Raw genomic sequence first — 22167 nt, 5'->3', positions numbered from 1 at the left:
ATTATACTATTACTCGGCTGCTAGTATCGATTCAATGCGGCTAAGCTCGTCGTCGCTGAAATCCAGTCGGCTGAGCGCTGCAACATTGTCATCTACTTGCTCTACACGGCTTGCGCCGATCAAAGCAGAGGTTACTTTTCCGCCTCTAAGTACCCATGCAAGCGACATCTGGGCGAGCGATTGTCCACGCCCCTGAGCAAGCTCATTGAGCAGCTTAACCTTATTAAGCTTGGTATCTGTAATTTGATCAGCCTTCAGGAATACGCTTGGTCCTCCCGCGCGCGAATCGGCAGGGACACCGTTCAAATAACGGTTAGTAAGCAAGCCGCCTGCAAGCGGAGAGAATACGATAGAGCCAATGCCTTCCTGCTCCAGCACGTCCTGCAGACCATCTTCGATCCAGCGATTAAACATCGAATAGGATGGCTGGTGGATAAGGAAAGGTGTGCCAAGGTCTTTCAAAATAGCTGCCGCACGAGCCGTTTGCTCCGCATTATAGTTCGAAACGCCGACATACAGCGCCTTGCCTTGTCGTACGATATGATCGAGCGCGCCCATCGTCTCTTCAAGCGGCGTATTCGGATCTGGACGGTGATGATAAAAAATATCGACGTAATCCAAATTCATCCGCTTCAAGCTCTGATCCAGGCTTGAAATCAAATATTTGCGAGAGCCCCAGTCACCGTAAGGCCCTTCCCACATATGGTAGCCTGCTTTGGTCGAGATGATAAGCTCATCGCGATAAGCAGTGAGATCTTGCTTTAGAATTTGGCCAAATGTTTCTTCAGCCGAGCCTGGAGGCGGCCCATAGTTGTTAGCAAGGTCGAAATGAGTAATGCCTAGGTCGAATGCACGGTGCACCATAGCTCGCCCATTCTCAAGACGGTCAACGCCGCCGAAATTATGCCATAGCCCTAGGGAAATAGCCGGCAGCTTCAAGCCGCTGCGTCCGACGCGATTATATTTCATTCCCTCATACCGATTATTTGCCGCTAAATACGTCATGTTCGATATCCCCTAACCCGTTATTGGTAAACCTCTTCTCATATGGAATAAATCCGAGGCTCCCCGTCTATTGTACAACTGTATATGGACAAAGGGAACTCTCTCACTCTCTATCTCGTATTTTTTTTGTCCAGCTTGAGGTGCGGACTGTTTCGCACCGTTTCCTCGAAAAATCCCGGCTGCTCGCTCACTAGCCGCATCCATGCATGGACGCAAAGCGGGTCAAAGTGATGCCCGCTTTCCTTCACGATAATTGCCATGGCATCCTCATGCGACATTGCTTTCCGATAGGAGCGCGAAGAGGTCAACGCGTCATAAACATCCGCCACGGCGGCTACTCTCGCAAGAAGCGGAATCTGTTCTCCCGTGAGCTGATCCGGGTAGCCGCTGCCATCCCATTTCTCATGATGCGAGCGTATGACCGATAGCTCCTCCGGCATAAAGCCTAGCCGTTTGCACAGATCATAACCCGAAACGGGGTGCACCTCAATGACTAGACGCTCTTCGGGGGTAAGCTTGCCTGGCTTATTCAGAATCGTATCCGGAATGCGCAGCTTGCCGACGTCGTGAACAAGTCCGCCTTGAGCAATCGCTCTCAGATCAGCAGAAGTAAGCGCCAGCTCCTCGCCAAGCTTCAGCGCATATAAGGCAACCCGATAATTATGCCCCGCTGTATACGAGTCCCGCGCCTCCGTAGTCATGACTAGCTCACGCACACTGGTTGACATATAGGTATTGATCCAATCGCGCGGATTGGCGCGAAACATCAGCTTGACGGAAGAGGTGATCGATTTGGAGCTGACATATTGATTGATAATGCCCATGACCATAACGATCACGGAGGCAAGCAGCAGGAAATGGTACAGCCACCAGCTCATATCCCAGATATTACTGCTAACAACGATGATCTGGGCGATAATCATCCAGCCTGAGCTATAGACGATTGCCAGCTGCAGAGGAAAACGGGAGGATAAGTATGTATTCAAATAACGGTATATCGTCCAGCTGTTCAAGGCGATAATGAAAATACTGACAGACCATTTCATCGGAAGCTCTCTCAGAAGAAAATATAAAGTGATTTCGGGATTCAGCCAAAGCGCTGCACAGAAAACGAGCAGCAGCAGCGTCCACACCGGGAGCAGCAATCTCTGCCAGTATGCGAACCATTTGATCAGAGGCCGGTCCACGGAAACCGAAGACATCCATAGCCATACAACAGCCAGCATAACGCTAAGCTGGGCAGCATTGCCTGCGATATTCGTATGATGCAGAAGAAACCCTGGCGTGGATAAGCCATGCAGAACAAACATCGTCGTAAGAGATACATAAGATAATGATAAAAAACTAATCTTAATATTGCGAAGCTGGATAGCGACGAAACCGACCGCAATCGCTAATGCCAGCGAGAGAGCAGATACGAAACTGACAATATAAAAATGTTCCTGAGGCGCATTAATGCTTTTATCCAGCTCAGAACCACGAAGTACCAAATAGCCTGCCAAAGGGATAAGCATGGATATTGACAAACGTATGAAAACTACAGCATTTTTGCTCAAGCTTATTCCTCCTACCATCTCTCATAATTGCTATACTTATGAATAAGCCGCTAAGGCTTTTAACGATTTCCAAGTCATGTGAAAAGCAATTATCAGCCTTATCCTAACGCGAAATTTGTAGGATAATGTTGGAATCTGCTCTGTCACTATCATATCATCCCGCAAGCTTCCTTTAAACAGTGAAGTTTATGCTGAAATGTGAGGATTTCCATTTCCAGCCATTCGTTAGCTTAAAAAAACGCATCGATCATTTTTTATACAAGCAATTAGGTATCGACAATTTCAGCAAACTATATTTTTATGTTAGATTAAGGTTTTTTCATGCATGTTTTGTTATAGTATTGAAAGACAGGCAAATACGAAGGGAGTTTATTTAATGACTAACAAGGACTCGCAGTCCAACAAAGAGCCAGAAAAAGAATTGGACGCGAAAGAAGAACGTTATACGTTCGAAGAAACCGAAAAGCAGGACAAGCTTTCAAATCAAGATGCAGCCATCGAAGAGGAGCTTCTTAAAGAATCCGACGGAGATCTGCCAGAAGCATCAAACGACGATATTCACACTGCAGCTTTAGGAGCAGAGAGCGCTCATCAAGCGCCAAAAGGCGGAGGCGGAAAAGCATGGATGATCATCTCGGCTGTTCTGGTCATTTTGCTCATCGTCGTATTAATTAAGCCGCCATTCGGACCTAGCAATGAAGCCGTGGCTACCGTCAACGGCACAGATATAAGCAAAGACCAGCTTTACGATGAGCTAGTTAAAGCAGGCGGTCCTGCTACGCTTGAGAACATCATTACGCAAGAGCTCATTCAGCAAGAGGCCAAAGCGAAAAGCATTACGGTTACAGATGCAGACATTGATGCCGAAATCGCGCTCATTAAGAAGACCTTTGGAACGGATGAGCAGTTCAACTCCGCGCTTGCTCAGTACAACATGACGCTTGACAGCTTGAAGAAGGATACAAAGATCAATCTGACGATCCGCAAAATTTTGGAGCCACAAACGGACGTTACAGCTGAAGAGATGCAGCAATCCTATGATGCGAACAAGGGTCAACTCGGCACGCCTGAGCAGATTCAAGCATCGCATATTTTGGTAGCTACCAAAGAAGAAGCAGACGCGACTCTTGCTGAGCTTAAGCAAGGCGGAGACTTCGCAGCTATTGCGAAGGAGAAATCAACCGATCCAGGCTCAAAGGATAATGGCGGCGACCTTGGCTTCTTTGGCAGAGGCGCTATGGTGCCTGAGTTCGAAGAGGCTGCTTTCGCACTAAAGGTTAATGAAATTAGCGGTGTTGTTCAATCCGAGCATGGCTTCCACATCATTAAGAAAACAGCTGAGAAAGCCGCTGTTGTACCAACCTTCGAAGAGAAGAAGGAAGAAATCAAGAAGCAGCTTGTTGCTGCAGAGGTTAATGAGCTATCCGAGGCTTGGATGAGTGAAATTCGCACAAAGGCGAAAATCACTAACACGCTGACTCCGGAAGCAACTACGGACCCTGCTGCGACTGAAGCACCAAAAGCGGAATAAACTGACATGGAATAAAGGGGCAGTGCCTCGCAGGAGCTTTATGGCCCGCGGGACGCTGCCCCTTTTTTTTCCGCAAATGCGAAATATAAAAAAAGCCATCCTTCGCCCGGAGGGAGGAGCTAGGGATGGCTTTGGCTTCAGTAAAAAGCAGGAGGCTGTCATTTGATGCTGTCGTCCTATGATCTGCCTGCTCGATCGGTATAGCCCGCTGCTTTCTGAAGTTAATCTATTGTATGCGAATCTCTTAAATGAGGAATAGATGATTGTTTTACTAGATACGACCATTTTGAAACCAGCGTCGTAATAGCGGAAGATGAGCCGGCTGATGACTGGGATGGAGATATGACACTATAGGCTGCGCTGTGATCATCATGTGCAAGTTATACGAGATCGTGCATAGCGAATATGATATGATGGGAACAATATGTCATTCATCTATTAATTGGAGGGAAATTAAGTGAGCAACTACGAAGTACGCAGCTACAAGGATACGTTTACGTTATATGAATTAACGGAGAAAAGCACCGATTCACGTGTGCTTGTATGTCCGGAGCGAGGCGGTATCGTGATTGGCTGCCAGCTGCACGGACTTGAACTCTTTTATCTGGACAAGTCGACGTTTGAGAATCCAACCGCGAACATTCGCGGCGGCAATCCCATCCTGTTCCCGATCTGCGGCCAGCTTGAGGAACAAGCCTATGAATGGAACGGGCAATCTTACAAAATGGCTAACCACGGGGTAGCCCGCACGGCTGTGTGGGAGGTTGTCGGCACCAAAGCCGAGGACGAGGCTTCGATTACGATTCGCCTGCAAAGCAATGAGGATACGCTTCGCTCCTACCCTTTTGACTTCGAGCTGCTGTTCACTTATGAGCTGAAGGACGGCGAACTGCATACGCGTCAGCAATACCGCAATTTGAGCAAAGCGGCTGCAATGCCTTTCTATGCAGGCTTCCACCCTTACTTTGCCATTGATTCGGATAAGAAGATCGCCTATGACAACATCGATGCGACTCGCTACCTCGATTACAACGATAATATCGAGAAGCCATTCGAAGGCGTTCTGGATTTGGAAGGACTTGTAGAGTCCGTAACCTTGCTTGATCCCAAGAAAAGTGAAATTTCCTTCCTTGCCCTTCAGGGCGCACGTGTTCGCCTGACTTACGATGACATTTTCAAATATATGGTGCTATGGTCAGTGAAGGATCGTCCATTCGTGTGCGTTGAGCCGTGGATGGCTATGAACGGGGAGCTTAATCGCCAAGAGGAGCTTGTGCTGCTGAATGCAGGCGAAGAGCTGCATGCTAACCTTACGATAAGCTGCGAGCGTTAAACACGGTCCTCTCCAAAAAAACAGGAAGCCTTGCTCACCATGAGAATCGTCTCACGGTAAACAAGGCTTCCTTTATTTCTTTACTCTGACAGCTTCTTAACGATTAAATTGCTGCTGAATATTAATAGCCTTCGCCCTTACCGCCTGTGACGATGGCGATGCCGGAGCTTGCGCCAATGCGCGTTGCGCCAGCCGCGAACATTTGCAGCGCGGTTTCACGGTCGCGTATGCCGCCCGATGCCTTCACGCCGAGGTCAGGACCAACGGTGCGGCGCATAAGTGCGATATCCTCTACCGTAGCCCCGCCCTTGCCGAAGCCCGTCGACGTCTTCACGAAGTCAGCACCTGCTTTTTTGCATAGTTGACTTGCCGCAACCTTCTCTTCGTCTGTCAGAAGTCCAGTCTCAAGAATGACTTTAAGCAATGCTTTTCCTTTAACGGCAGCAGCTACACCTTCCACGTCACGCTGCACGCCTGCAAGATCGCCTGATTTCAGCAGCCCGATGTTCAGCACCATGTCTACCTCAGTCGCCCCATCTTCGATCGCAAACTTCGCTTCCGCAGCCTTGGAGGCCGTCGTAGTTGCCCCAAGCGGAAAACCAACGACCGTAGTAATGCCAACGCCCGAGCCCTTCAGCTCTTCAGCAGCAGCTGCTACCCAGCCCGCGTTCACGCACACCGTTGCAAATTGATATTGCTTAGCCTCGCGGCATATTTGCAAAATTTCTTCCTTCGTCGCATCCGCCTTTAGAATTGTATGATCGATCATCGCCGCTACTTCAGCAGGCGTGTAATTAGTGGCGCTACTCATTATTTATTCCTCCGATTCATCTCATACTATTCCAACTTCTGGCAACGCGCCGCCAAAGCGCATCGTCACTAGCTTATCCTATCCAAATAGAAGAACGAGATACGCATGTTATGTTTCATTATACGTAGCTTCCAAAAAAACAACAATAATATGCTGGCAAAGGCGCATGGCACGAGTAATGGCATCAATTGTTGGACTGGCTGGAAACAGCTGGCTTATGGGCAGCTGTTTTTTGCAGCGCTGCTTAAATATTAATGCTTAAGAGCTGTGGACAAACGAATTATTGTGTTCTATTCTTTAATATATACTAACATTCTTATCCAGTATGGACAGCAGAAGAGGTGCGAAGCTTGACCTTGATCTCAAAACCGAATCGCGAAGCCGATTTATTCCGCAGCGCATTCCATTACGCCCCAATCGGTATGGCTTTAGTTGATTTAGACGGCAGCATTATGGTGATTAACCCTTCCGCTCAAACGATGCTTGGTTACGAGGAAAATGAGCTTAGCACCGTAAACTATGCCCATATTACCCATCCAGATGATCTGGAGCAGGATAACAGCTATGTGAAGCAGCTTTTGGACGGCGAAATAGATACATATCAAATGCAAAAGAGATATTTCAAAAAAACCGGCGAAATTGTACCTGTGATATTATCCGTATCGCTTGTATACGACCAGGAGGGCAATCCTCGCCACTTTATATCTCAGATGATGGACATATCCGAAAAAGAGAAAGCGATATCAGAAGTAGAGCAGCTGACGCAGCGCATCTCCAACATTTTGGAGAGCATCTTGGATGCCTTCTTCTCGCTTGATGAGCAGTACCGGTTTATTTATACGAACGAAGCCGCTCAGAAGCTGTTTAGACGAAGCGAGCAGGAGCTGATCGGCCATAACATCTGGGAAGTGTTCCCGTGGTTAGTTGGTTCAAACAGTCAGCACGAGTTTAAGCTTGCTATGGAAAACAAACAGCAGAGGCTGTACGAGCAGTTTGTTCCGAAGCTGAACCAATGGTTTGAAGCGAATGTATATCCATACGAATTCGGCCTCTCCGTTCATTTTCGCCAAATTACAGAGCGCAAGCGGACAGCCGACCAGCTGCAGGAAAGCGAGAAGAGCTTCCGTCTGCTTGCCGAAAACTCAAGCGATATGATTTCCAAGCATAACCGGAACGGCTTATTTACTTACGTCTCTCCTGCTTGCTACAGTCTGCTCGGCTACCGAGACGATGAGTTGATCGGGCAATCGCCCTTTCACATGTACCATCCTGACGACAAGCAGCGGATGCTCGACAACCAAGAGCTAATTTACAAAAACTTTGACGACAGCGCCATTACTTACCGAATGAAACGCAAGGATGGCACCTATCGGTGGTTTGAATCTACATCTCGCGTCGTCTTTCACGATGGCGACCGCACGCAAACGCTGGTTTCGGTATCCAGAGATATTACGCCTCGCAAAGAGATCGAACTGAAGATGCTGGAGCAGTATCAAATTTTGCATGCTCTTTCTCACATCGATGAGCTGACGAATATCGCCAACAGGCGAACATTCGATGAATCGTGGAATAACGAGTGGGAGGATGCGCAGCGCCACCATATGCCGATTACGCTGATGCTGGGCGATATCGACAATTTCAAAGCCTATAATGATACGTTCGGGCATCAGAAAGGCGACGAATGCCTCAGACAGATCGCCTCTGCCATGCGCAGCGCACTGAAGCGCCCGCTCGATATTGTCGCCCGTTACGGAGGCGAGGAATTTGGCGTTATTTTGCCGCAAACGAGCAAGGAGCGTGCCGCTACAATCGCGCAGCGGCTGCTCGAAGCGGTTCGGAAGCTGCAAATCCCTCATTCCGAGGAGGCCTGCAATCCTTATGTCACGATCAGCATCGGCTCTGCAACCTGGAAGCCCGATTGCTCCTTTACGCAGAACGAGCTGTTCACCCATGCGGACAGTGCGCTTTATCAGGCGAAGCGCGAAGGAAAAAATCGATACATCTCCCAATAATGGATGCGATCGTAGACGCTGCCTCGCAGCGCTACGATCGCATTCCTTTCGTTATCTGATGCTCCCGCTTCAGCCGCCTCTCGTACAAGAAGTACACGGCCAAGTAAATAAGGAAGAACACGCTGGACACCAAATACATCGTTGCATAGTTCGACCATGTTGCGACCAAACCGAGCAGCATCGCACCGCTGCCGATGCCAATATCGAAGGCATTGTAGAACGTAGCCGTCGCCACCCCTCTGCGCTGCGGCTCCACTCTGTCGATTACCCAAGCCTGCAAGCCAGGAAAAATCGCCCCAAAGCCCGCTCCGTAAAAAACCGCTGCAAGCAGCAGAAGCCCCGTTGATTTTGTAAAAAAGAGAATGACGCATCCCACTATGCAAAAAATAGCCGCTGGGAACAGCACCCAGATCCGTCCTTTCGTATCAAATATTTTTCCGCTCACAAATCGGATCAGAAATTCGCTAATCGCAAGCACAAGAAAGAAGAAGCCGATATTTTCCACGCCCGCTTCTTTGCCGAACAACGTAATAAAGCTGATAATCCCTCCAAGGGATAAGCCAACAAGCATCCCGAGCAAAGACGGCATCAACGCCTTCGGCTCCACGAACCGAAGCATGAAGCTTGTGTTTGCTGCTGATGCTACTTGCGCTTGTGCCCGTTCCTCTCGCGAATCCCCCTTTACGAAGGCGGTACAGATGATTGCGATAAGCAGAATGCACGCTCCGACAATGAACAAGACGGAGAAGCCAAACTCCTCCATTAGCCAAATCCCAAGAAAGGGCCCTAGCGATATCGCTACCGCGTTGCCCGTGCCGAAGAAGCCCATCCCCTCGCCTCTGCGAGTGGCTGGAATAATGTCGGAGGCGACCGTACCGTACAAGGTCGTCGAAATGCCGAAGCCAACCCCATGCACGATACGAAGCATGAGCATCATCGTTATGGTCACTGCGGCGTAGTAGCTGGCTGTTCCGATTAAGCAGATCGCTACGCCGACAAGCAGCAGCAGCTTTTTGCCGAATTTATCAGAAGCCATGCCGACAAAGGGTCGCAATAATACCGCTGAGAACGTGAATAGGCCGATAATAAGTCCGATCTGCGCATCCGTTCCGCCCTTATTCGCCGCAAACATCGGAAGCGTCGGCAGCAGCATCTCGAGCGCTAAAAATAAAAATAAATTAGACAAAATCAGCAAAATAAATGGTTTGGTCCAAAGCGTTTCCTTCACCTTTTGTTTTCCTCTCATGTTCACCATATTTACGCGCAGTTTTTATTCATTATATTTAATATACATTTTTAAAATGCCGATTTATACTGTAGGTACTGTGTACTAGTCTAATAGACATTTCGAGAAAAGAGGTCACATCTTATGCATTTACTAAGCGAGCGCGAACAAAGCGGAGGCCGCGAGTATACCGCCTTCCTCTCTCAGCTCCTTCGTAATTATATCTTCGGCTCGACAGTCGCTGTTCTTGGAGTAGGCGGTATCGTTGTATTTTCTACCCTTATGATCCCATCCAAGGAACGTATTCTGTTAGGCGCCATTATGATGATTTCCCTTCTCATTATGTTCGCTTGTGAGCTATTTGTCTTCTATCGTCATCTCCGGCCGATTCAGGCCATCTTCAAAAACGGGCAGCCCACGTCAGAGCAGCTCAAAACCGCCTATCTTCAAACGCATCAATTTCCGACCCTATCGGTTAGGCGTACCTTCGGCCCGCATTTTCTCGGCTTGCTGGTGCCAGCCGTTATTATGGCATACGTGCTCATAAAGTCAGGTTATTTAAATCTCCCCTACTCTTACATCGGAATCGCTTCCGCAGTAGCTTTCATGATCGCCAGTATGCATGCGATGATTGAATTTTTTTTGACATCCAAAGCGATTCGGCCTGTCGTTGCATTTATTCGAGATAAGCATAAGCAATTATACAAACAGGATATTACGTTAGGCGGCCGAGTTCTCGTATCCATCCGCACGAAGTTCCGCCTAAGCGCCTTTCTTATCGGAACGCTGCCTTTATTGCTGTTCGGGCTTGCCTCGCAAATCAGGCTCGATCATATCCAAGGTGATGCCACTTCTGCGTATTGGCAGTGGGCTGTCATTATTCTCATCATCGGAGTCCTCTACTCCCTGCTTGGGGCATCACTCCTATCACGCAACATTGAAGATCCTATCCATACCATTCAAGAAGGCATGAGCAGCGTGCAAGCCGGCAATTTCGATTCGAGCGCGGCAGACATTTACTCCGACGAGTTTTCCAAGCTTGTTGCGGGCTTCAATCATATGGTAAATGGGCTGAAGGAGCGCGAGCAGCGCAATAACCAGCTCCTTCAAAGCTATTTCATGACGCTGGCAGCGGCGCTCGACGCTCGTGATACCTATACGGCCGGCCACTCGACTCGGGTAGCCCAATTTTCCGTTCAAATCGGCAGATTGGGCGGGTGGTCCGAGAACGATATCGATCTTCTTCACAAAACAGCGCTGCTCCATGATATCGGAAAAATCGGCGTACGCGATGCTGTGCTGCTTAAAGAGGGCCGTCTAACTGACGAGGAATTTGATCAAATCAAGCTGCACCCCGTCCTCGGCGAAAATATTTTGAAGCAGATCGAGCCGGCTGATGCGATGGCTGACCTGCTGCCAGGCGTTCGCTCGCATCATGAGCGTTACGACGGCAAAGGTTATCCCGACGGGCTGGCTGGCAACGATATCCCGCTGTTTGGCCGCGCGATCGCCATTGCAGATGCCTTCGATGCGATGACCTCGGATAGACCGTACCGGAAGGGCATGACCTTTGAGCGAGCTATCTCGATTATAGAAGAAGGCAAAGGCACCCAATGGGATCCTAAGCTCGCGCAGCTCTTCATTGAATCGATTCGCGGGAAGGAAAGAGTTGACGAAGAAGCCTCTTAAATACAATAAGAGCCATCCGGCAAGGGATGTTCCCCTTCTCGAATGGCTCTTTCTATGTTCTTATGAATAAGAGTGCTGATTACCGTTGGATAAGCTTAAAATCATCATAGTGAAAGCCTGGCGCCACGACGCAGGAAACGAGCACCGGCTCATCGCCAAGCGGACGAGACATTTGCCATTCATTCGCCGGCACGAGCGCCTGCGGGTGATGACCTGCCAGCACATCTGGCCCAACAATGATTTCTTTCCTTGTCTCCGGCGACTCTTGCGTTCCGCCAAGCGTCAGCATCAAAGGGCTGCCGGCATGCCACATCCACAGCTCGTCCGAATAAACGGTGTGCCAATCGGAAAACTCGTCGGGATGCAGCAGGAAGTATATAGACGATGCCGCAAAGCGAGGCCCTGAATAGGGAGCACCGAGCACCTCCTGCGGTATTTCAAATCCAGCCTTCCAAATTTCCTTGTACCATCCGCCTTCCACATGCTGCTTGAGTCCAAGCGACTGCACCAGCGGCGACAGTTGTTTTACTGATACTCCCATCCATCTCAACCTTCTTTCTCTCTTTTGCATACATATCGTTCATCCATTCGTTCCCTCATTTTATAACGCATCAGCTTATATCGTCAATTCAGGTGGGATTGAAGGATAATGTTCATTTTTTGCCCAACTAATATATGGAATCGGCTTTGTTATTTTTGATTTATAAGTTATACTTATATTAACTAACTTGTTGGAGGTGGACAGATGAACAATAGCGTATATGATTTTGGTCGAATCAGCCGCAAGCATTTGATGAATTTGCTTATTATTGTTCCGCTGCTGCTGGCAGCGCTGTTCGCCTACCAAGCAGGCAATACGTTCGAGCTGACTGCTGGCGCAAGTCGAATGACGGCGTCAGCGAAATACTCGACAGCAATTGTTGGGAAACAGAACACCACAACGAAAGTTTTTTTTTCCCGAGAACGTACTCCTGGCTGCTTATATGCATGCATTCATGCATATGCACTGGCTAGCCGCGAGCCTGTCCGCACTTCGCACGACTGTTCCGCAGCGATTGCGTGATTTGCTTATGACTCCAATTAAATTCACATCCCATTTCGTTGGTTAATCCTCTCATTTGGTTCGTATACTAACAACAAATGAGGAGGCACATACAATGAATATCAGAGAATCCGATCTGCCCGGTATCGGGCGTAAATACCAAGTTATGACGAGAAGCGGCGATAAGTTTGTGATCATCATTCATGATGACGGGCGCCGCGAGATGTACCACTTTGACTACGAGGATCCAGATGATAGCATTTCCATGGTTACCCTTGAGGATGAAGAAGCAAGGCAAGTCGCTGCCATCATTGGCGGCATGACCTACAAGCCGAAGGCGCTCGAGACCATCGAGGTGGCGCTTGACGACCTGACGATTGAATGGTACAAAATCGAACCAAACGCCGCATGCATCGGCATGACGATCGGCCAAGCCGATATCCGCCAAACGACCGGAGCGACGATCATCGCTGCTGTCGAGAAGGAAGCAAAGCATATTAATCCCGGCCCCGACTATATTTTCAAGACAGATACGACCCTCATCGTCGCAGGTGAACGCCAGCATTTGAAGCTTCTTAAGCTTATGCTGCAAAACGGGAGCCGTTAATTATGGATCATATGGTGCTGGAGATCGGTCTTGCTGTTATACTCATCGCCTTAGTCGGGCTGTTAGCTGCAAAAATTCGGTTTTCCGTCATCCCGTTTTATATTTTAATCGGCATGGCCGTAGGTCCTCATGCGCCTCACGTAGGCATATTGGACTTTAGGTTTATTCATAGTGCAGAACTAATCGAATTTATGGGGCGGCTCGGCGTGCTGTTCCTGCTGTTCTATTTAGGTCTGGAGTTTTCTGTGGGTCGATTAATGAAATCGGGTCGCTCTATTGCGATAGGCGGAACCATCTATATCCTTATCAACTTTTCACTTGGCTTGTTATTCGGCTGGATCAACGACTTCCCTGTTGAGGAAACGATGGTCATTGCCGGAATTACAACGATTTCGTCGAGCGCCATCGTCGCGAAGGTACTCGTCGATTTGAAGCGGACAGCAAACCCGGAGACGGAGATGATTCTTGGAATCATTATGTTTGAGTATATTTTCCTAGCTGTTTATATATCCGTCCTCTCCGGACTTGTCCTCAGCGACTCGTCATCCTTAGGCGGCGTGCTGCTGTCCGCATCGTACGCATTAGGCTTTATGCTGCTCTTCCTTATCATTGGCAGGAAAGCAGCCCCTCTCTTGAACAAAATTTTCAATATTCGCTCGAATGAGCTGTTTCTGCTGCTCGTATTCGGCTTCCTGTTCCTCGTGGCAGGCTTCTCTGAAACGATTCACGTGGCAGAGGCAATCGGAGCGCTGCTCGTTGGCTTGGTGCTGGCGGAGACGGTCCATATGAAGCGGATCGAGCATCTTATCCTACCCTTCCGCGATTTCTTCGGAGCGTTATTCTTCTTCAGCTTCGGTCTGACCATCGACCCGTTCGCGCTTGGCGGTGCGGTATGGCTGTCGCTTGGAGCCGTTGGCATTACGCTATTTGGCAACTTCGTCGCCGGCATGCTAGCGGGAAAAAGCGCCGGCTTGTCGCCCAAGGCATCCGCTAACATTGGTCTGACTATCGTATCACGCGGCGAGTTCTCCATCATTATGGCGAACCTAGGCAAGACCGGCGGCTTGCTCGAGCTTCTTCAGCCGTTCGCTGCCTTGTATGTGCTCATCCTTGCGATACTAGGACCGCTTCTGACGAAGGAGTCGAAGCTTGTGTTCAAAGGATTAAATTCGATTTTCCGATGGGAAAAACCGAAAAAGCCTCGTGAGCCAGTGCCAGCGAAGGAACCGGCAGACAATAGTTGACACAAAGGAGGCCTGGATGCTTTATCCAGGCCTCTTCTTTATTTAGTGGACATAGCTGCGACGGTCGGTCGGTTGGGTGGTTGGGTGGTACAACCTCTCACCATACCCTGCTCTCCTTGCTACGTTGCAGCTCCAAAAAACTAACCACTCACCACTCTGAACTCCCCTTGCTACGTTACAGCTCCAAAAAACTAACCACTCACCACACTCTACTCTCCTTGCTACGTTGCAGTTAATACACCGTAAACCCCTTCCCAGCTGAACCCCATCAGCTACGTTGCAGTTACTACAACAGAATGGACGCTAACTAGCCCATTTTCTGCTTTAGGGGCGATTTTGGTTGCAAAAGTGCAGCGTAGCTCCTTAAATACTCTGCCATGTCAGGTTTCTATTGCACTTTCTACAACGTACCAAACTTTGTTGCTACAGCCTCAGCCAACCCCAGGCATGATCATATGGGGTCAGCCTGCCGCTGACCAACATACTGGTCACCATTACGGGCAGCTTTATTTTATTCCTGGCAGCCGGTCTGCTCTATTTTAAACGCAAAGAAATATAAGCTTGTCTTATGAATGCCGCAGTCTAGAACATGAGAATCATGTTTTAGACTACCGCTTCTTAAATAAATGGATTCCTCTTTAATTCGGATATCGATTTGGCATGTCCTACTTTGACTGCTTCCTCTAAAATAGCTGGTTCAGAGGACTGATCGTCCACCTCTTGCAGTACTATAGTGAATTTCCCAATGCCCGGAATAAAGACTTGGGAGACAGCATTCTCTTTACTCATAGTTGAGAACAGCTCCATTAGATTCTCTTTCGTTCTAACTTCTTTCATCTACATCACCGCCCGTTGTAAAATCATGAATCCTAACAAAGGTTCCTATCTTGTTATCTGCGCTTCAAAAAAACCTACGGGTTAACTCCGATTGCAAATGGACTAGCGCCAACTGGAATGCTTGCAATTACCGTATTGGTAGCTCCATCAATGACAGAAATGTTGTTATCATCCTGATTGGTTACATAAACACGATTCGTTATTGGATTGACCCCTGCTCCATTCGGATTATTCCCTACTGGGATTGTAGCAATGACGATATTTGTAAGCCCACTAATAACCGATACGTTATTAGTATCTCGATTTGGTACATAAATCGCATTCGTAGCACGATCAATTCCCACTTCCCCTGGTGTAGTTCCTACAGGAACGGTAGCGATGACCGTATTGCTGGCACCATCGATTACTGATATCGAATTGCCTGTAAAATTTGAAATATAAATACGATTAGTATCCGGATTGACCCCTACTCTAAATGGGTTTACCCCCACTGGAATGTTAGTAATCACCGTATTCGTTGCTCCATCTATGACAGAAACGATATCAAAATTAAAATTCGCAACATAAATACGATTGGTGGTTGGATTGACTCCTACACCAGTTGGAAGAGAGAGGCCTCCGACAGGCACAATGGTCGCAACCTCGGTATCGGTCAAGCCTTCAATCTCAGAAACAGCATTACTATTGAAATTTGCTGTGTAAATGGCATTGGTAGCCGGATTCACCGCCACTGCGCTCGGTCCACTCCCGACTGGAACAGTAGCGATTACCGTATTCGTTATTCCATCAATTACGGATACTTCATCGCTGCTCAGATTCGCTACATAGATCCGATTAATTAATGGATTAACATCTACTCCCGCAGGACTTACCCCAACAGGGATGGTAGCAATCACCACATTTGTTGCACCATCAATCACGGAAACATTGTTGCTAATGAAATTGGCTACATATATACGATTAACCGCTTGATTTGCGGCAGGTCCTTGTGGCCCGATCGGACCCTCCGGTCCGGCTGCCCCCGTTGCTCCGGCAGCACCCTGAGGTCCAACTGCCCCCGTTGCTCCGACTTCACCTGACGGCCCGACTGGCCCTTGTGGACCTTGTGTACCTTGTGTACCTTGTGGACCTTGAATACCTTGTGGACCTTGTGGACCTTGTGGACCTTGTGGACCTTGAGCACCCTGAGCGCCTTCGGATCCTCTATATCCGCGCGCCCCTCTATATCCACGTGGTCCGCGAAGCCTTCCTGTTTCTTCAAGCTCCTCAACTTCCCCTTCAAGCCTGCATACCTTTTTACACAGCCTATTTAAATCTCGTCGAATGTGCAAAGGTTTTCGTTTTAACTTTCTTTTCTTTGGATTTTCGCAAAAATCCACCATCAATCACCACCTTATAGATACATTTACTAAATCCTATGCTTAATATCTATCGGGGGCATGGACTTGCGTCTATTGGAGCTTGAAACCCAAGCCTTATTACATCTGATCTCCAACAGCGTCCGTGGGTTATCCACCAAATTCCGCAAAGCTTTCACGGTACCGTCACTATTCATTACGGCGAGCCTAATTATCCGCCTATTCCGAGGATTAAGGGGTATGAGAATTAGAGAGTATAGGGTTCCATAAAGTAATGTGGACTCATCCATTGGTTAACTTTTGCAGCTAAAATAAGGCCCGCACTGTGACTCATGCGTCTGCACATAGGTCCATTGAAACGACTTGTCCACGATATAGATGTCAGACTCGCCTTCCAAATCTGCCGAGGTCAAATCAGCCGCATTTTCGATATAGATAGACGAATGTCCATACTGGTAAAAGACGTAACAGCCTTGCTTTTCAACGTTACAAAATGCTTCAACTGCCGCATCATCGCTTAAGCACGGCTTTCTCTTATAGCTAAATAGATGCCATAAAAACTGATCCATATAAATGGCTTCTTTCTCAAGAGCAACTAATCCATCGGCAAAAGCTTGCTCCCACATGCGCTTGATCTCTTGTCCGTCAAAATCCGCTTTTACCGCTCTTATATTTTTAGCTTCCAGAATCGGCAAGAGCTTCAAATACTCGAACCCTTCTACCGTTTCGCCAAATAAGTCCGCTTTGACCATTTCCTTAAATTCATCGCTCGAATGCCCCAGCATTTGCAGCAGCGTGCTCGCTTGACGTAAGACAAGATCTTGATCGATTGTTGAAGCCTTTTCAAAAAAACCTTCGGGGTACTGTTTAATCTGACTTGTCTCAACCGCACCAAAATATTCAAGTATAGACATTCGTAAGCCATTGCGACGAATCAGGGAAAGTTACGACTACACAAACCTGAGCATTCTCATCACCTTCAACGAAATCATCGTTATCAATCCGGATATGCCTCTTTTTTGAAAACATAAAATCACCTCTAATCTATAATTAGAGGCGGCTTCAAACACTTTCCTTCAAAAATCTATGTCCGCTTTAGATATGGAGGGTCTTCCCCTTCTCTTTTGTAAATGGTCATTCCTGAGCGTTCTACTCGATAAGACAGGTACCGCGAGTTCGTTTGCGCATCTTTGGTCCAGCTTTCGCTAAAGGTAACAATATATTTGTTATTGGCCATCTCTCTCGCGCTTGTTTCTCTAACGACCTGATAACCGTCGACCGTTCCTTGCCAACGCCCGATTTCATCAGGGAATAGACTTGTTGACGTTCCTTCCCCAGCAGTAGCAAATGCAACGGCTTCCTCTATTGTAAAAGGCGGCAACGGCGGCGAAAGGGACTGCAGCGTTCCCCATGACACCCCATACAGAAGCACGGGAGAAAGAACAACAATGATCATTCCTTTTGACCCTAGAGGCCTTACTCTCAGCCACCAGTCGATAATCCCATACCCTAATGCAGTCGCCATGCCGTACAAGACCAACAACCAATAAGGAAAGAGGAGACCAAGCGCCATTCCAAAAATGCCGTGCAAAACAACGATAATCCATGAGTATAGGATTATTCCCTTTACAACAAAAAAAGAAGCAGCCGCAGCTGCCCCTTCTCAAAACCTATACTATTCATTCTGCCCTCACTACTTGTGCTCGGCCAGCCACGCTGAGAGCGCTGCAATCTCAGTATCCTTCAGTTGCCCTTTGTAAGCAGGCATCCCGTTTCCACCATTGCTGATTTGCGCATTGATCTGATCGACGGTCATTCTGGAGCCTATTTTCTGCAAGTTGGGACCAACGCCGCCAGAGAGGTCAACAGCATGGCAGCTTACGCAGTTTTTCCCGTAAAGGGATTCCGCTTCTTCCGTATTAACGGTTGTTCCCCCGTTCCCCCCGTTGTTCTCGGCAGGCGGTTGCTCGTTTGCTCCGTTATTCGTATTATTGCCGCCGCAAGCGGACAGCCCGATTACCAGTAAAGTGCCGGCAACCCATAGAAACCATTTGTTTTTTCTCATCATTTTTTTGCCTCCTAATTCAGGGAAAATCGTAGTTACGTTTCCCGAAATACACATGTCATATACAGACGCTCCCAAAGATTTTCAGAAAAGGCAGCACAGCGCATAACCGTAAGGTTACTGGTTATCCTAAGGAAATATCATGGGGGATTAACTGTAAAAAGCTTGTGATGCGGGGTGAAAATGTGGATATTGAGGGGGATCTGGTCAACCACTTGACCGAGCTGCGGAAGAGGCTGATCATCGTGATCACCTGCTTTTTCGTGGCGATGAGCGGAGGGCTGTATGTGTCCCCGGCCATTTTGCGATACATCAAGTCAGGACTAACCGCCAAATCAGTGGAGTGGAACGTCTTCTCGTTCACGGACGGTTTGTTCATTTATTTGCGCTGCGCCTTCCTGTTCGCCATACTGTTCACGCTGCCGGTATTGCTGTATCAGACATGGGCATTCGTGCGGCCTGGCCTAACGGAAACCGAAGCAAAGGGAACGCTGGCCTATGTGCCCGTATCCTTCCTGCTGTTTCTCACAGGCGTATCCTTCAGCTACTTTCTTGTATTTCCGATGATGCTCGGATTCATGATTGAAATGAATCATAATGTAGGCGCAGTCGAGACATACGGCATTGATCGGTATTTCAGCTTTCTATTCAGCGTCGTGTTCCCGCTTGGCGTCGCGTTCGAGATGCCGCTTATTATTTTGTTTCTGACGAGGCTCGGACTGCTGACCCCTGAGCGGCTGAGCAGCTCGCGCAAATATGCCTATGTTAGTCTAGCCGTTGTCGGGTCTTGCATCTCCCCGCCGGACTTTGTCTCACATCTCTCCGTAACCGTTCCGCTGCTGTTGCTCTTCGAGATCAGCGTGCTCGTTACCCGGAGATACGCCAAGCGGCTAGCTGCTGTTCCTTCCCCTACTTGAACCAAAAGGAGATTTGCACATGTTTAACAATATCGGCGTTTCGGGGTTAGTTATTATTTTGCTTATCGCGCTCATCGTGTTTGGGCCTGCCAAGCTGCCGCTGCTCGGCAGGGCATTCGGCGATACGCTGCGTGAATTCCGCAGCTCAACGCGCGGCATTGTCGACGAGGAGCAAGACGATCCGTCCACGGACAAAAAGGATGACATCAAGAAGCTGCTTTAGTCCGCGGATATAAAAAGACCGCTCCCGTATCGCTTCGGGAGCGGTCTTTCTTTGCGTTTAACGGACGCTTCTTTCCATTAGACGAGCAATCCGACCTTTTCTTTGTACTTCAAGATGCCCTCTGCAGCAAGGTACGCCAGCGCCCCAACGGTATTCGTCGGATTATAGCCGGCGTTCTGCGGAAATGAGCTTGCACCAACGACAAAAACATTGTCCGCATCCCACATTTGACTATACCTATTGACTGCTGATGTGTCTGGCTGAGTTCCCATCATGACGCCTCCCGTATTATGCGTCGACTGATAGGTCATAATTTCGTACGGACCAAGCTCCTTTAAATAATCGACTTTATCCGCACCCATCTCCTTCATAATCTGTGAGCAGCGCTGGGACAAAAATTTCGCCAGCTCTCGATCCTGCTCCTCGAAATCAAACGTTATGCGAAGCAGCGGGTCGCCATAGACGTCTTTATAAGTCGTATCCAGATCGAGAAAATGATGCTTGAACGCCATCGAGGACCCCTGCACTCCAATACTAAGCGTACGATTCGCATAATGGACTGATTTCTCCTTGAATTCATAGCCCCATGAGGCTGTACCCGACGGAGTGGGATTATTCTGAATCGGACGAGCGCCGGCTTGACCGATCGAGATGACGCCTCCATGGATAAAATTCAGCTCGGAGTGGTCGAAGTTATCGCCATTGAAATCGTCAATTGAGACGCCCAGCGCGCCTGCGCCCGCAAAGCTATTGAACTGCTGTTTTTCGAAAAAGCCTACAGCGCTCCCTTTGATGACCTGATACGCATAGTTCCGGCCGATGACTCCAGTACCTGTCGACGGATCGTAAGGCTTCCCAAGCCCGGACATGAGCAGCAGGCGAACATTGTTGAACACATAGCTCGTCACGACGACGATATCCGCAGGCTGAATGATTTCCTCTCCCGTGGTCACATCCGTATACATGACGCCTGTCGCCTTTCCGCCCTTATGTAAAATGCGACGAACATTTGAATGGGTGCGGATTTCAAACTTCCCCGTCTTATTGGCAACCGGAATGACGGTCACCACAGGATCAGCTTTGGCCCCGTATTCACAGCCGAAGCGCTCGCAATATCCGCAGTACTGGCATGCCGCGCGGGCAATGCCGTCGGGATTCGTGTAATTTTCCGATAAATTCGCAGAGGGCATCATATACGGATTCAGCTTCATGCGGGTAGTCGCATCGACAAAGAGCTGCATCGCGGGCGATTTTTTCATCGGTGGGGTCGGATAAGGCTTGCTTCGTTTGCCGCCAAGCGAGTTCTCCTCGCCTGAAATACCGGCCATGATCTCGAATTTATCGTAATACGGCTCAAGCTCGTCATAGGTGATGCCCCAATCCTGAATCGTCATGTTAGCCGGAATTTTATTTTTTCCGTATTTCTCAATCGTTTTGCTGCGGATTTCAAAATCGTAAGGCAAGAAACGATACGTTTGGCCGTTCCAATGAACGCCGGCTCCGCCAAGCCCGTCTCCAATTAGAAAGGAGCCGTATTGCCGCATAGGCAGCGCACGAATTTTCTCATTGCTGCGGAACGTGATCGTTTCCTTCGACAAATCCTGCATCATTTCGTAGCGAAGCGCGTACCGGAGCTCGTCATGGATCATAAAATAGTCCTCAGTCTTCCGCTCCTTGCCTCGCTCTAATCCAACTACATTTAAGCCTTTCTTTGTCAGCTCGGCAGCGATGATGCCGCCTGACCATCCGACGCCTACGATGACGACATCGGTTTTCGGTAATGTTTTGGCCATATTATCCTCCGATTCACTAATGAGAAACCAAATGATCTTGCAGGCTGCTCGGTTCGATTTTGGTAAAATCCTTATCAATAATGCTGACATAGCTCATCTGATTGCCCGGATAGCTGCGCATCTTCCACCCATTCATGTTCGTATTGCCCCCATATAGTGGGTCGCTATACGCGCCTTCAAGGGTGTTGGTTCGCAGCATCTTGAAGAAGCTGCTCGCAGAGATCGTCGTCAGCTTCACAGCGTCTGACTCGAAGCTCTTAAGCACCTCATCCTGCTCCTCGCCGGCTAATTCCACGAAGCTTTTCTGATATTTGGTCATGCTATAGTTCTCCATCTCACGCAGCCCGATTTCGAAAATTTCCCGCCGCTTCAACCGGCCTTGGTAGCCCTGCTCCTTCTCTCCTGTGAAGAACGGCGGCGTCATATAATCCCGCCCGTTGAAGCCCCATTCCCCAGCCAGCTGGTGGTCGATAAAGAAGGCAACCCCAAGCGACTTCGCACCGGGACCATTCTCATCCTCAGGAAAGATACGCTCTGTGGCGCTCTCGGTGATTCGGAACTGCTCTTGCGTAAAAAACATGAGCGCGTGATTGTAGTTTTTGGCCTCGGGCGTCTTTCCTTCATCTGGCGCTGCCGGCGCATTATCTGTGGCTGGCTTTCTCTTGATCAGGGAGCCGAGTGCCCCACCCACCATAATACCGCCCAGCGCATAGCCTGTATTGACAAGAAACTTACGTCGGGAGCTGTTGTCTACTGCTCGTTTGCCTGGGTCTTTCTGTTTGTCTATCCGATCCAATGCTTGCACCTCCTGGAAGCTTCACTCTTTCTCCTTTATTATTTTCCAAGAAGTCATGAATATTCATTTCATGGAAAGGGTCATCCTAAAAGCAAAATGCAACCTATGGAGGATGATTTTTCA

The 22167-nt window shown here is 48.6% G+C and carries 21 protein-coding genes; 9 read left to right on the top strand and 12 right to left on the bottom strand.

Annotation, left to right across the window (positions count from 1 at the left end; translation table 11 throughout):
* Positions 1–9: 9 nt before the first annotated feature.
* Together mgrA and AC1TPC_RS19520 are read right to left on the bottom strand one after the other, a co-directional pair.
* Entirely contained in the window at positions 10–1005 is a 996-nt protein-coding gene (gene mgrA, locus AC1TPC_RS19525; RefSeq protein ID WP_482068468.1) for an L-glyceraldehyde 3-phosphate reductase, read from the bottom strand.
* A 110-nt stretch (positions 1006–1115) separates the two neighbouring features.
* Positions 1116–2561 carry an HD-GYP domain-containing protein gene (locus AC1TPC_RS19520; RefSeq protein ID WP_482068467.1) on the bottom strand — a complete coding sequence of 482 codons (1446 nt, stop codon included), beginning with the start codon at positions 2559–2561 and terminating at the stop codon, positions 1116–1118.
* Positions 2562–2937: 376 nt separating this feature from the next.
* Between AC1TPC_RS19520 and AC1TPC_RS19515 the strand changes: the two genes are divergently transcribed.
* The gene (locus AC1TPC_RS19515; protein WP_482068466.1) at positions 2938–4092 is read left to right on the top strand and encodes a peptidylprolyl isomerase; all 1155 of its coding nucleotides are present in this window, start codon (positions 2938–2940) and stop codon (positions 4090–4092) included.
* A gap of 457 nt (positions 4093–4549) precedes the next feature.
* Positions 4550–5425, top strand: a complete 876-nt coding sequence (locus AC1TPC_RS19510; protein ID WP_482068465.1) for an aldose epimerase family protein — start codon at positions 4550–4552, stop codon at positions 5423–5425.
* A 121-nt stretch (positions 5426–5546) separates the two neighbouring features.
* On the opposite strand, the gene deoC is transcribed toward AC1TPC_RS19510, so the two are convergent.
* Complete coding sequence (deoC, locus tag AC1TPC_RS19505; protein WP_482068464.1) at positions 5547–6236, bottom strand: deoxyribose-phosphate aldolase; 690 nt, start codon at positions 6234–6236, stop codon at positions 5547–5549.
* Positions 6237–6586: 350 nt separating this feature from the next.
* On the opposite strand from deoC, the gene AC1TPC_RS19500 reads away from it, so the two are divergent.
* A complete protein-coding gene (locus AC1TPC_RS19500) occupies positions 6587–8248 on the top strand; it encodes a PAS domain S-box protein (protein WP_482068463.1) in 1662 nt (553 codons plus the stop codon).
* 31 nt (positions 8249–8279) lie between these two features.
* On the opposite strand, the gene AC1TPC_RS19495 is transcribed toward AC1TPC_RS19500, so the two are convergent.
* Complete coding sequence (locus tag AC1TPC_RS19495; RefSeq protein WP_482068462.1) at positions 8280–9476, bottom strand: MFS transporter; 1197 nt, start codon at positions 9474–9476, stop codon at positions 8280–8282.
* 141 nt (positions 9477–9617) lie between these two features.
* Between AC1TPC_RS19495 and AC1TPC_RS19490 the strand changes: the two genes are divergently transcribed.
* Entirely contained in the window at positions 9618–11162 is a 1545-nt protein-coding gene (locus AC1TPC_RS19490; RefSeq protein ID WP_482068461.1) for an HD-GYP domain-containing protein, read from the top strand.
* Positions 11163–11241: 79 nt separating this feature from the next.
* Here the strand turns inward: AC1TPC_RS19490 and AC1TPC_RS19485 are convergent, their stop codons facing one another.
* Positions 11242–11703 (bottom strand): cupin domain-containing protein, encoded by a 462-nt coding sequence (locus AC1TPC_RS19485; RefSeq protein ID WP_482068460.1) that lies wholly within the window; start codon positions 11701–11703, stop codon positions 11242–11244.
* A gap of 204 nt (positions 11704–11907) precedes the next feature.
* On the opposite strand from AC1TPC_RS19485, the gene AC1TPC_RS19480 reads away from it, so the two are divergent.
* The 3 genes from AC1TPC_RS19480 to AC1TPC_RS19470 all read left to right on the top strand — a co-directional run bounded on the left by AC1TPC_RS19480 (position 11908) and on the right by AC1TPC_RS19470 (position 14055).
* The gene (locus tag AC1TPC_RS19480) at positions 11908–12225 is read left to right on the top strand and encodes a hypothetical protein (protein ID WP_482068459.1); all 318 of its coding nucleotides are present in this window, start codon (positions 11908–11910) and stop codon (positions 12223–12225) included.
* Between the two features lie 94 nt (positions 12226–12319).
* Entirely contained in the window at positions 12320–12811 is a 492-nt protein-coding gene (locus tag AC1TPC_RS19475) for a cation:proton antiporter regulatory subunit (protein ID WP_482068458.1), read from the top strand.
* Positions 12812–12813: 2 nt separating this feature from the next.
* Entirely contained in the window at positions 12814–14055 is a 1242-nt protein-coding gene (locus AC1TPC_RS19470) for a cation:proton antiporter (protein ID WP_482068457.1), read from the top strand.
* Positions 14056–14673: 618 nt separating this feature from the next.
* On the opposite strand, the gene AC1TPC_RS19465 is transcribed toward AC1TPC_RS19470, so the two are convergent.
* From AC1TPC_RS19465 to AC1TPC_RS19445, 5 genes are all read right to left on the bottom strand, one after another.
* On the bottom strand, positions 14674–14892 hold the full coding sequence (locus tag AC1TPC_RS19465) for a hypothetical protein (protein ID WP_482068456.1): 219 nt from the start codon (positions 14890–14892) through the stop codon (positions 14674–14676).
* Positions 14893–14966: 74 nt separating this feature from the next.
* Positions 14967–16274: a YVTN family beta-propeller repeat protein gene (locus AC1TPC_RS19460; RefSeq protein WP_482068455.1), complete on the bottom strand. Its 1308-nt coding sequence runs from the start codon at positions 16272–16274 to the stop codon at positions 14967–14969.
* A gap of 269 nt (positions 16275–16543) precedes the next feature.
* On the bottom strand, positions 16544–17164 hold the full coding sequence (locus AC1TPC_RS19455; RefSeq protein WP_482068454.1) for a DUF4275 family protein: 621 nt from the start codon (positions 17162–17164) through the stop codon (positions 16544–16546).
* A gap of 170 nt (positions 17165–17334) precedes the next feature.
* Positions 17335–17841 carry a hypothetical protein gene (locus AC1TPC_RS19450; protein WP_482068453.1) on the bottom strand — a complete coding sequence of 169 codons (507 nt, stop codon included), beginning with the start codon at positions 17839–17841 and terminating at the stop codon, positions 17335–17337.
* Positions 17842–17943: 102 nt separating this feature from the next.
* Positions 17944–18318, bottom strand: coding sequence for a c-type cytochrome (locus tag AC1TPC_RS19445; protein WP_482068452.1), 375 nt, complete (start codon positions 18316–18318; stop codon positions 17944–17946).
* Positions 18319–18500: 182 nt separating this feature from the next.
* Between AC1TPC_RS19445 and tatC the strand changes: the two genes are divergently transcribed.
* Positions 18501–19232, top strand: a complete 732-nt coding sequence (tatC, locus tag AC1TPC_RS19440) for a twin-arginine translocase subunit TatC (protein ID WP_482068451.1) — start codon at positions 18501–18503, stop codon at positions 19230–19232.
* Positions 19233–19251: 19 nt separating this feature from the next.
* Positions 19252–19455, top strand: coding sequence for a twin-arginine translocase TatA/TatE family subunit (gene tatA / locus AC1TPC_RS19435; RefSeq protein ID WP_169087736.1), 204 nt, complete (start codon positions 19252–19254; stop codon positions 19453–19455).
* Positions 19456–19532: 77 nt separating this feature from the next.
* Here tatA and AC1TPC_RS19430 read toward each other — a convergent pair whose 3' ends face one another.
* Both AC1TPC_RS19430 and AC1TPC_RS19425 read right to left on the bottom strand, forming a co-directional pair.
* Complete coding sequence (locus AC1TPC_RS19430) at positions 19533–21248, bottom strand: GMC family oxidoreductase (protein ID WP_482068450.1); 1716 nt, start codon at positions 21246–21248, stop codon at positions 19533–19535.
* A gap of 16 nt (positions 21249–21264) precedes the next feature.
* Positions 21265–22044, bottom strand: coding sequence for a gluconate 2-dehydrogenase subunit 3 family protein (locus AC1TPC_RS19425; protein WP_482068449.1), 780 nt, complete (start codon positions 22042–22044; stop codon positions 21265–21267).
* Positions 22045–22167: the final 123 nt, after the last annotated feature.

This window comes from Paenibacillus sp. Y280, from assembly GCF_056786335.1.
The sequence above is the reverse complement of the archived record's forward strand: the minus strand, read 5'-3'. Positions and strand labels throughout refer to the sequence as shown.